Annotated in this window: 9 protein-coding genes and 1 pseudogene; 4 read left to right on the forward strand and 6 right to left on the reverse strand. The window is 66.9% G+C overall.

What is annotated here, in order from left to right:
• Positions 1–172: 172 nt before the first annotated feature.
• From DSP71_RS08615 to DSP71_RS08635, 5 genes are all read right to left on the reverse strand, one after another.
• A complete protein-coding gene (locus DSP71_RS08615; RefSeq protein ID WP_258546340.1) occupies positions 173–571 on the reverse strand; it encodes a hypothetical protein in 399 nt (132 codons plus the stop codon).
• A complete protein-coding gene (locus DSP71_RS08620; RefSeq protein ID WP_046747443.1) occupies positions 568–1,173 on the reverse strand; it encodes an Asp23/Gls24 family envelope stress response protein in 606 nt (201 codons plus the stop codon). Before DSP71_RS08620 ends, DSP71_RS08615 begins: the two co-directional genes overlap by 4 nt.
• Complete coding sequence (locus DSP71_RS08625; protein WP_061017754.1) at positions 1,170–1,736, reverse strand: RNA polymerase sigma factor; 567 nt, start codon at positions 1,734–1,736, stop codon at positions 1,170–1,172. Before DSP71_RS08625 ends, DSP71_RS08620 begins: the two co-directional genes overlap by 4 nt.
• A 123-nt stretch (positions 1,737–1,859) precedes the next feature.
• Entirely contained in the window at positions 1,860–2,033 is a 174-nt protein-coding gene (locus tag DSP71_RS08630) for a CsbD family protein (RefSeq protein ID WP_045263668.1), read from the reverse strand.
• Positions 2,034–2,091: 58 nt separating this feature from the next.
• Complete coding sequence (locus DSP71_RS08635) at positions 2,092–2,535, reverse strand: Asp23/Gls24 family envelope stress response protein (RefSeq protein ID WP_082682755.1); 444 nt, start codon at positions 2,533–2,535, stop codon at positions 2,092–2,094.
• A 175-nt stretch (positions 2,536–2,710) separates the two neighbouring features.
• Here DSP71_RS08635 and DSP71_RS08640 point away from each other — a divergent pair, with 175 nt between their 5' ends.
• The 4 genes from DSP71_RS08640 (at position 2,711) to DSP71_RS08655 (ending at position 6,357) form a co-directional block, all read left to right on the forward strand.
• Positions 2,711–3,322 carry a TetR/AcrR family transcriptional regulator gene (locus tag DSP71_RS08640; protein ID WP_113680866.1) on the forward strand — a complete coding sequence of 204 codons (612 nt, stop codon included), beginning with the start codon at positions 2,711–2,713 and terminating at the stop codon, positions 3,320–3,322.
• A complete protein-coding gene (locus DSP71_RS08645; RefSeq protein ID WP_113680867.1) occupies positions 3,323–4,993 on the forward strand; it encodes an MDR family MFS transporter in 1,671 nt (556 codons plus the stop codon).
• Between the two features lie 124 nt (positions 4,994–5,117).
• Positions 5,118–5,426 carry a hypothetical protein gene (locus tag DSP71_RS08650; protein ID WP_113680868.1) on the forward strand — a complete coding sequence of 103 codons (309 nt, stop codon included), beginning with the start codon at positions 5,118–5,120 and terminating at the stop codon, positions 5,424–5,426.
• Positions 5,427–5,502: 76 nt separating this feature from the next.
• Positions 5,503–6,357 (forward strand): CPBP family intramembrane glutamic endopeptidase, encoded by an 855-nt coding sequence (locus tag DSP71_RS08655; RefSeq protein ID WP_113680869.1) that lies wholly within the window; start codon positions 5,503–5,505, stop codon positions 6,355–6,357.
• Between the two features lie 159 nt (positions 6,358–6,516).
• Here the strand turns inward: DSP71_RS08655 and DSP71_RS24620 are convergent.
• Positions 6,517–7,146: pseudogene (locus DSP71_RS24620) on the reverse strand (zinc-binding dehydrogenase); the annotation flags it as partial.
• Positions 7,147–7,238 lie beyond the last annotated feature (92 nt).

Consider the following 7,238-nt stretch of genomic DNA (forward strand, 5'->3'; position numbering starts at 1 on the left):
ACGCCGGCATCAAGGACGGCGCGCTCGCCGATACCGACGGCACGCTCGCTCGCCTCATCGGGCGCCCCACGACCCCGCTCGTCGAGGGACTCCGCGCCGCCTCCGCCTGATCGGCCCCGCAAGACCGAGTGCCGCCGTCCCCCCGGACGGCGGCACTCGGTGGTTCCGTGCCTCAGGAGGTCGCAGGCACCTGAGGGCGTTCGGCCGGCTGCACATGCGCGACCGTGAGGGTGATGCTCTCGTGCCGCAGGCCTCGGGCGTCGAGCAGCGCGTCGACGGCCCCGTGCCCGGCGTGGAGGATGTCGCCCGATCTCGCCGTGGACTCGACCCCGAGTGTGGCCTCGACCACCACCCCGCCGTCGGTGACGATCACCGAGACCATGGGCTCATCGTCCTTTCGCGCGCCGATGGCCTCAGCGCCGAGTCGCAACAGCTGAGAGATCACAGATCCCGATCTGTAGACGCTGCGCACCCCCGGGGTCGATCGCAGGGTCGCCTCGATCGCCGCAGCGAGTTCCTCGCGCTCCTCCGCCTGCATCACGTCTCCCCCACTCACGTCTCCGCCGCTCACGACGACACCTCTCTGATGTCTCGGATCGCGATGTCGATCGCGACCACGTTCAGTTCGGTGTGCGCGCGAAGGCGACGATCCACTTCGGCTCGAAGTTCGTCCGCGACCTTCGGGATCGGCTGTCCATGCAGCGCGCTCGCATCGATCCCGACGCGGATCGGGGCGCCTGGCCGGGTCACATCGCCCTCCAGCCGGCACCGGCCGATGAGGAGACCGGGAACGGCGTCTTCCGAGGAGCGCACGAGACCGCGAACGGCTCCCTCGGTGATGGCGAGATCCGCCTTCGGATCGGGCGATTCGAAGGGGATGCGGCGTCCGGCCCGCGCATCCATCGCGATGCCGCTCAGGATGCGGTCGACCCAGCTGTCATCGACCTCGGGTTCGGCTGCGGCTTCCGCAGCGAGCAGCTCCGCGCCGAGCCCTCGCAGACGCTCAAGCGCATCCAAGGCCAGCTGACACCCGGGCGACTCGTCGATGGAACGGTCGGCCGGGCGTCTTCCGGCGTCGAGGTAGTCGGTGAGCTCGTCCAGGGTGTGCCCGTCGAGGTCGGTGGGCTCGAGTCCGAGTCTGCGGATTTCAGGCGCGTCTCTGTCGTCGGTCATCGCCACTCCTCCATCCGTACGATCATGTATTTTCTGGCGCGGGCCAGTAGGCCGCGCGCCGTGGAGATCGGGATGTCCAACTGCTCCGAGATCTCCTCATAGGTGTAGCCGCCGATCTCGCGAAGCACCCAGCACTCGCGTTGGGCGTCGGGCAGCTCCCGCAGAGCAGCACCGAGGGCTGCGACACCGGCGCGAGCCTCGACGACCGCGGACGGTGCCGCATGAAGAGGTGCCGGTCGGTCGATCGAGTCGATGTCGACGGCCGGGCGGATCGCACGGATGCGGTCGACCGCCTTCCGGCTGACGATCCGCATCAGCCAGCTCTTGACCTTCGCCGGATCCTCGAGCTCGCCGAACCGCTGCCACGCGACCACGAAGGACTCCTGCACGATGTCATCGACGTCGGCGGAGGCGTTCAGCATCCGCTGCGTATAGGCACGCATCATCGGCGTATACCTGCGTACCAAGACGGCGAACGCCTCGACGTCCCCATCCATCGCCCGTCCGGCGACGATGCCGTCGTCCGCATCCTCGAGCGCTGTCCGAAAGCGTTCCTTCTCCATCTACCCCACCCCTCGATCCGATCCCCGAAGGAATTCGGAACAGATGCCCCATCGGATCGGATCATGTCTCACCCGCCTGTGAGGGATCGGGGAGAGGCGGTGCGGCCTCTCCCCCGGTCCCGCCTACTTCTTGAACGCGTCCTTCACGTCCTCCGCCGCGTCGCGCACGTTGCCCTTGGCCTGCTCGGCCTTGCCCTCGGCGACGAGCTTGTCATCGTTGATGACCTTGCCCACGGTCTCCTTGGCCTTTCCGGCGACCTTCTCGGCTGTGGCCTTGATCTTGTCTTCAGCGCTCATTTCTTCTCCCTTTCTCGTTACGGCCCCGGGTCTCGGAGCCGTGTCTTGGATGTGGCGACTACTCGCTCGCTGCCACAGCGGTCTCGCCCTCGACGTCGTCCGAGGGGACGTGCACATCGTCGATCGTGACGTTGACCTCGACGAGGTCCGCCCCTGCCAGCTCGACGAGGTCTCGATGGATCGCCGCCCTGACCTCGTCGGCGACCTTCTGCAGGGCGACCGGATACTCGGCGACGATCGTGATGTCGACGGTGATCTGCGCCTCGCCGACCGCGACGGACACGCCCTGCGAGAGGTCGGTCGTGTTGAAGGCATCCCGGATGGCTCCCACCATGCGCGCAGCGCCCCCGCCGAGCGCATGAACCCCGTCGACATCCCGCGCGGCGATGCCGGCGATCTTCGCGACCACCGCATCCTCGATCGTCGTCGTGCCCACTGCAGCCCCCTGCAGCGGTGCTTCGACGTGGATCTCGGGCTGCGTGCCCGGAGTCGTGTTCGCCATCATGAGCTCCTTCATCCGTGTTCTGCCCGTAGGGGCGCCGGTCGCGGTCGGCGACGCTATGACTAGGACGGATCGCGAGCAGCGGATGTCACAAATCGATCCGAAGAAAGTCGCCGACAACGGATACGAGCACTTCACAGTGCACTCCAAGCTTCCAAGTGCAATATTGCACTCTATGAGCGACAGTGCAGAATCCTTGCGGGAACAGCGCAAGCGGGAGACCTCCCGAGCCCTCACCGATGCCGCACGCCGGTTGACCACAGAGAAGGGGTTCGCCGGATTCACGGTCGAGGAGCTGTGCGCCGAGGTCGGAGTCTCGCGGCGCACGTTCTTCAACTACTTCGAGAGCAAGGAGAACGCGGTCTTCGGCTTCGCGACGATCGATTCCCGCCAGGAAGCTCTCGAGGAGGAGTTCGCCACGCAGCGCGGAGACCTCCTCGACGACTTCATCCAGCTGACGATCCGTCGCTTCGAGCTCTTCAACCCGGTCGATGATGCGCCGGCGATGTTCGCCGTGATCGAGCAGGAGCCGCGGCTGCTGAAGGCGGCCTTCGAACAGCTCGCCAAGAACGAGCGCCGTGACCAGACCCTGATCCTCCGTCGCACCGAGGGCGGCGATGATGCCGAACTCCGCGCCGAGGTGGTCGTGCACACCGTCGGCGCGCTCGTGCGCATGAGCATGGACCAGCTCCTGCACCACCAGTCCCCCGAGCCGTTCGCCGATCTCATCGGGCGACGCCTCGACCTCGCCCGCTCGCTCTACGCACCGTCACAGAAAGCCCGTTGAATGTCCGCCACCGCCACGAAGGATGCGCCGTTCCTGCTCACGAAGCGCCGCATCTGGATCATCTTCAGCGCTCTCATCGCGGGAATGCTGCTCTCCAGCCTCGACCAGACCATCGTGTCCACCGCCATGCCGACGATCGTCGGACAGCTCGGCGGCGTCGACCACCAGGTGTGGATCACCACCGCCTACCTGCTCGCCACCACGATCGTGATGCCCATCTACGGCAAGTTCGGCGACGTGCTGGGCCGGCGCAACCTGTTCCTCGTCGCGATCGCACTGTTCACGCTGGCATCCGTCGGCTGCGCGTTCGCCACGGACTTCTGGATGTTCGTCGTGTTCCGCGCCCTGCAGGGTCTCGGCGGCGGCGGCCTGATGATCCTGTCCCAGGCGATCATCGCCGACATCGTGCCCGCCAACGAGCGTGGCAAGTACATGGGTCCCCTCGGGGCGGTCTTCGGCCTCTCGGCCGTAGCCGGCCCTCTCCTCGGCGGCTACTTCGTGGATCACCTGACCTGGCAGTGGGCGTTCTACATCAACATCCCGGTGGGGATCGCGGCCTTCATCATCGCCCTCATCGCCCTCAAGCTCCCGAGCAAGAAGGCCGAGAAGCCGATCGACATCTTCGGGGTCATCTTCCTCTCGATCGCCACGACGTGCCTCATCTTCTTCACCGACTTCGGCGGTGACAAGGAGTTCGGATGGGACTCGCTCGCGACCTGGGCATGGGGTGCCGGGCTGATCGTCGCGGCGACGGCGTTCGTGATCACCGAATCGCGCGTGCAGGACCCGATCATCCCGCTGAGCCTGTTCCGCAACCCGATCTTCGTGAACGCCACCGCGATCGGACTGGTGCTCGGAATCGGCATGTTCGCGGCGATCGGATTCGTGCCGACGTTCCTGCAGATGTCCTCCGGCACCTCTGCGGCGGAATCCGGTCTGCTGATGATCCCCATGATGGTCGGCCTCATGGGCACGTCGATCTTCTCCGGGATCGCGATCTCGAAGACCGGCAGGTACAAGATCTATCCGATCCTCGGCACGATCATCACCGGTATGGCCATGGTCGCGATGACCACACTCTCGGCGTCGACTCCCATCTGGCTGATCTGCGTGTTCCTGTTCGTGTTCGGAGCGGGGCTCGGCCTCATCATGCAGGTCGTGGTGCTGGTCGTGCAGAACGCGGTTCCGGCGGGTGAGATCGGCACCGCGACCAGCACGAACAACTACTTCCGGGAGGTCGGCGCGTCTCTCGGCACCGCGGTCTTCGGCACCATCTTCACCACTCGCCTCACCGAGAACCTGCTCGGGGTCTTCGCCGGCGCCGGCGAAGACCCCGATGCCGCCTCAGAGGCCGCATCGACGATCGACCCTTCCACGCTCAACTCCCTGCCGGACGAGGTGCGCGACGGCATCGTCACCGCGTATGCGGATGCCCTCGCCCCGGTCTTCTGGTATCTCGTGCCGTTCATCGCCCTCGCGCTGCTGCTCTCGCTGTTCCTGAAGCAGATCCCGCTGTCGGACACCGCGGGGCTCGTGGCCAGGGGCGAGGCCATCAGCGGAGAGGAAGCGGAGCGTCTGGAGGCCGAGCAACGAGGCGTCGAATGGTCGGGAGCTGCAGTCGCGTCGTCTGGCGCACCGGAGGAGTCTGACTCGACACCGCCATCTCGATGAACACGCCAGCTCGGTGAACACGGCGGCCCCTGCCCCCTCTGGAGCAGGGGCCGCCGTCTGTCAAGGGGCTCCCGCCCCGGCTCACCTGCGGGCATGCTTCATCGTGGGGACAGTCAGGAGAATGATGGATCGCGTACCAGACCCACGGTTCGCTCTCGAGCAGGTCAGCGCCACGGATTGGGCCATCGTCGATCTGCAATACCCGGACGTAGATCACCGGCGGGTCGTGTGCCGCGTCTATGAGGATGCGCCGACAGAGGTCGAAGTGCTCTGGCTGCGTGACCTCCCCCTCGCCCTGCGCTACTCGTCCGTGAACGACGTGCTCACCGCTGTCCAGCGCTTCCACGACACCTCGCGCGCCACCCGCCCGATCCCGATCCCTCGTCTACCTCCGCCGACGGGGAGAGCAGGGCGCGGGACGCGCCCGCGATGACCAGGCGGATGGACGCGGCGCCTACGGCTGCGCCACACTGATCGGGAGAACCGTCCCCCCGAGCCCTGGAGCTCTCATGACCGCACCCGCCCCCGCCGCCGCGACCGGCACCCCTTGGAAGAGATTCTGGGAGAAGGGCGGCTGGTGGCGCGCACTCCTTCTCGCGGCCGTCTACTTCGTGCTCTACAACGGACTGTCGCTCGCCTTCACTCCGCTCGCGGCACAGATCGACGACCCGACGGGCCCCACCGGCATCCTGGTCTTCTACGCACTTCCCGTTCTCGTCGGCTGTCTGCTCCTGGTCGGCTTCGCCGCGTCGGTCAGCTGGCTCGGCGAACTCTTCAGACGGCAGCCGATCACGGGCCGCGGCTGGATGTGGATCGCGATCGTGATCGTGCTGCTGTTCAACGTCCTGCACCTGCTCAGCATCGACTACGGCGAGGCCGGGTTCCAGGTGGTCGCGACCTGGCTGCTCGCCGGCGTCTTCATCGGTTTCGCCGAAGAGGTGCTCACTCGCGGTCTCGTCGTGAACATGCTGCGCAAGGCCGGATACCGCGAGATCGTCGTCGCCGTGATCTCGGCCGCGGTGTTCGCCGGACTCCATTCCGGGAACCTGCTCAGCGGTCAATCACTGTTCGCCACCGCGTTCCAGGTGGTCTACACCTTCGCTTTCGGAATCTGCATGTACCTCGCCATGCGGGTCACCGGCACTCTCATCGCGCCTATCCTGCTGCACGCCAGCACCGATCCGAGTATCTTCCTCCACACGGCCTATCCGGTCGAGGGTCCGGTCTCGACGCTGGCTGGGCTCGGAAACCCCGCCGTGATCGTGGTCGGTCTCGTGCTGCTGTTCTTCATCCGCGGACGTGTCGGCGTCGCAGACGCTACGGCGGGAGACGTGGGTCCGGCCTTCGACGCACCGCAGCGCTAGGGGCGTTCCGCCTCTGGCCAGTCGGTGACGAAGACCTTGCCGATCGTCCGGGAGGCCTCCACGATCTCGTGGGCCCGACGCATCGTCGCGGCGTCCAGCGGAATCCACCAGGTTCGCGACGCTCTCCAGGAGGTCGTGCTGGTAGTGGTCGGAGGGATCGGTGACGGGCCTCGTGAACATGAGCTCCCAGTGCCAGGTCACGCTCTTCGCCTTGAGCGCGTCGATGCTGCCCCCGGTCTCGTCGATGGAGACGACCCGTCCGCGCGGACGGATCACGTCGGCGATCGCCCTGACGTTGCCGGGAGTGAACGAGGTGAACACGTAGTCGACGCCGGCGGGGGCGAGCGCCGACACCTCGCCGGCGAAGTCACGGCCAACGACGTGGTCGGCCCCCATCTGACGCACCCACTCCGCCGTCTCCGGGCGCGAGGCCACGGCGATGACCTCGAGACGCGTGAGGGCCTTCGCGAGCTGGATGATCAGCGCGCCGACGCCTCCTGCCGCGCCGATCACCAGGAGCACTCCCGTGCTTTCGCGGGTGAGCGCCAGGCGGTCGAACAGGCTCTCCCACGCGGTGATGACCATCAGCGGCAGTGCGGCCGCCTCGGCGACCGACAGCGTGCGAGGAGCATGGCCGACGATGCTCTCGTCCACCAGGTGGAACCGCGCGTTCGTGCCCGAGCGATCGATCTGCCCGGCGTAGAACACGCGATCCCCCACGGCGAAGCGGGTCGACTCCTCGCCGACGGCGACCACGACCTCTGCCGCGTCGTAGCCGAGACGTGCCATCACCGCGCCGACGACACGCGTCGCGCCTGCGGTCCGTCTCGGCACTCCGCCATACCCTCAGGGACATGACCGTCGAGGATCCGGAACCTGCC

It is taken from the genome of Microbacterium sp. H6, from assembly GCF_003314775.1.
GTDB lineage: Bacteria > Actinomycetota > Actinomycetes > Actinomycetales > Microbacteriaceae > Microbacterium > Microbacterium oxydans.

What these genes read in the sequence shown, in the direction of transcription:
- DSP71_RS08630 (WP_045263668.1), bottom strand. Translation starts at nt 2,033, where the DNA reads ATGAGCGCTGAAGACAAGATCAAGGCCACAGCCGAGAAGGTCGCCGGA.
- DSP71_RS08640 (WP_113680866.1), top strand. Translation starts at nt 2,711, where the DNA reads ATGAGCGACAGTGCAGAATCCTTGCGGGAACAGCGCAAGCGGGAGACC.
- DSP71_RS08655 (WP_113680869.1), top strand. Translation starts at nt 5,503, where the DNA reads ATGACCGCACCCGCCCCCGCCGCCGCGACCGGCACCCCTTGGAAGAGA.
- DSP71_RS08625 (WP_061017754.1), bottom strand. Translation starts at nt 1,736, where the DNA reads ATGGAGAAGGAACGCTTTCGGACAGCGCTCGAGGATGCGGACGACGGC.
- DSP71_RS08620 (WP_046747443.1), bottom strand. Translation starts at nt 1,173, where the DNA reads ATGACCGACGACAGAGACGCGCCTGAAATCCGCAGACTCGGACTCGAG.
- DSP71_RS08635 (WP_082682755.1), bottom strand. Translation starts at nt 2,535, where the DNA reads ATGGCGAACACGACTCCGGGCACGCAGCCCGAGATCCACGTCGAAGCA.
- DSP71_RS08645 (WP_113680867.1), top strand. Translation starts at nt 3,323, where the DNA reads ATGTCCGCCACCGCCACGAAGGATGCGCCGTTCCTGCTCACGAAGCGC.
- DSP71_RS08650 (WP_113680868.1), top strand. Translation starts at nt 5,118, where the DNA reads ATGGATCGCGTACCAGACCCACGGTTCGCTCTCGAGCAGGTCAGCGCC.